Raw genomic sequence first — 2,060 nt, forward strand, 5'->3', positions numbered from 1 at the left:
TCCTGCGACGAGAGGGCTCGGGCCAGGTCGAGGGCCCAGGGGACCATCACCGGGTTCAAGTGGCCCCGCGCGGCTGCCGCCTTCTCCGCCTCCTCCAGTTCGTTGATGCCCTCCGTTGTCCGGCCCACGGCGAGGAGCAGGCGGCCTCGGACCGAGCGGGGGTCGGGGAGGACGATCGTGGAGGGGTAGGGGGCGACGAAGTCGTACTGTTCGGCCGTCCGCCAGGCCTCCTCGATGTGGCCCCGGGCCAGCAGGACGTCGACCAGGTTGCAGATCGCCGACCAGTACAGCGGGAGTCCCCGGCCCACGCGTTCGGCGAGCCGCAGAGCCTCGCGCAGCGACTCCTCCGCCTCCCGCAGGCGCCCCCGGCGCCGCAGGCCGAGGCCCAAGTAGGCGTGGGCCAGCGAGAGATGGCCCCCGCTCCAGCCGGCGGTGGTGTACGCGCGCAGGGCGCCGTTGAAGAGGGTGTCGGCGCGGTCGAGGCGGTCCGTGTAGGCGTACGCGGACGCGAGCATCATCGGCAGTTCGATGCCCCACTCGGTGCCGGTCCAGTCGAGGCCGGGGGCGAGGCCGCCGTTGACAAGGGCGCGGTCGCAGAGTTCGGCGACCTCTTCCGCGTTCTCGCCCCGGCACGTCGCGTCGAAGCCGCGCAGGACGAGCAGGGCGCGTTCGCCGTTGTCGCGGCCGGTGCAGGTCGCGGCGAGTTCGGCGAGGCGTTCGGAGCTGCCGGGGGCGGACGCCTCGCCGAGGACGAGGCGCTCCCACATGAACTGGACGGCCGTCAGCCGCATCCGCGCGGGCCCGGGTTCGTGCCGGGCGGCTTCCGTACGGACCGTGCGGACGGCCTCGTCCAGCTCGTTGTTGTGCATCTGGGCCTGGGAGAGGCGGCATACGGCGTCGACGCGGACGTCCCCTTCCAGGCCGGGGAGTTCGAGGGCGCGGCTGAGGTGGGCGACCGTCTGGGACGGGGACGTGAGGAGGGTCGCGCAGCCCAGTTCGTACAGGACCTGGGCGCGGGCCCCGGCGACCGGGGGTTCCGCGAGCGCGCGTTCCAGGCAGCGCAGGGCCGCGTCGGGGGCGCCGACGGCGAGGTGGGCGCGGGCGGCCTCGCGGAGTTGCTCGACGAGGTCGGCGTCGCCCTCCGGGTGCACTTCGAGGAGGTGGCGGGAGGCGGCGGCGATGCCCCGGCCCGCGTCCAGGACGACTTTCGCTGCGACGCCGTGCATGGCGCCGCGCAGGTACTCGGGGATGTTGCTGTAGACGGCGGTCGCTATCAGCGGGTGGACGAAGACGAGGTCGCCGTCGTCGGCCGGGCCCGGCGCGGTGAGGATACGGGCGGTGCGCAGGACCTCGACGCACTGCTGGGCCTTGGCGGGGCCGAGGCCCGCCATGCCGGCCGCGTGCTCGACGAAGATGCCGGTGCCGAGGATGGCCGCCGCCCACGCGAAGCGGGTCGCCTCGATGCCGAGCCCTTCGAGGTGGGCGACGAAACCGCCGTCGTGGGCGGCCTTGTTGATGGCGCGGAGTTCCTCGGCGGCCGACTCGGTCGGCTCCAGGTCCCGGTCGTGGACCTTCGCCAGCAGCTCGACCGTGTAGTACGGGTTCCCGCCGGTCACCGCCCACACCTCGCGGCAGAACGGGTCGTCCGCCCGGTCGCCGAGCGTGGCGCGGGTCAGCTCCGCGACGGCGGGCGGGGAGAGGGCGGTCAGGCCGCGTACGGCGTCGCCGGCGAGGTCGTCCACCGCCGTCAGGTACGCCGCNNCCTCGCCGGGGCGGTGGGCGACGACGACCAGGACCGACAGGTCGGCCAGGCGTTCCGCGAACGCGGCGAGCCAGCGCAGGGTCTCCTGGTCCGCCCAGTGCGCGTCGTCGATCAGCAGGACCAGGGGGTAGTCGCGGGCCGCGAGGCGCCGTACGAGTTCGACCAGGCCGTCGTACACGCCCTGCGGGTCGCTCGGGGTGAGGCCGGGCTGGGTCAGGCCCAGGGACGGGCCGGCGATGTCGTACCAGTCGCCGAGGTAGGTGCGGGCCTCCTCCTCCAGGAGGCACAGGAGGGCCGG

General features: G+C 74.3%; 1 protein-coding gene and 1 pseudogene. Both read right to left on the reverse strand.

All coding sequences use genetic code 11. The annotated features are described in order from the left end of the window. Window positions 1-1,760: ATP-binding protein (locus AOK24_RS28080; protein ID WP_240554154.1), on the reverse strand; the 1,760-nt coding region annotated here is incomplete at both ends. 2 nt (window positions 1,761-1,762) lie between these two features. Further along, a pseudogene (locus AOK24_RS51235) lies at window positions 1,763-2,060 on the reverse strand (ATP-binding protein); the annotation flags it as partial.

The organism is Streptomyces niveiscabiei (assembly GCF_001419795.1).
Taxonomy (GTDB): Bacteria; Actinomycetota; Actinomycetes; order Streptomycetales; family Streptomycetaceae; genus Streptomyces; species Streptomyces niveiscabiei.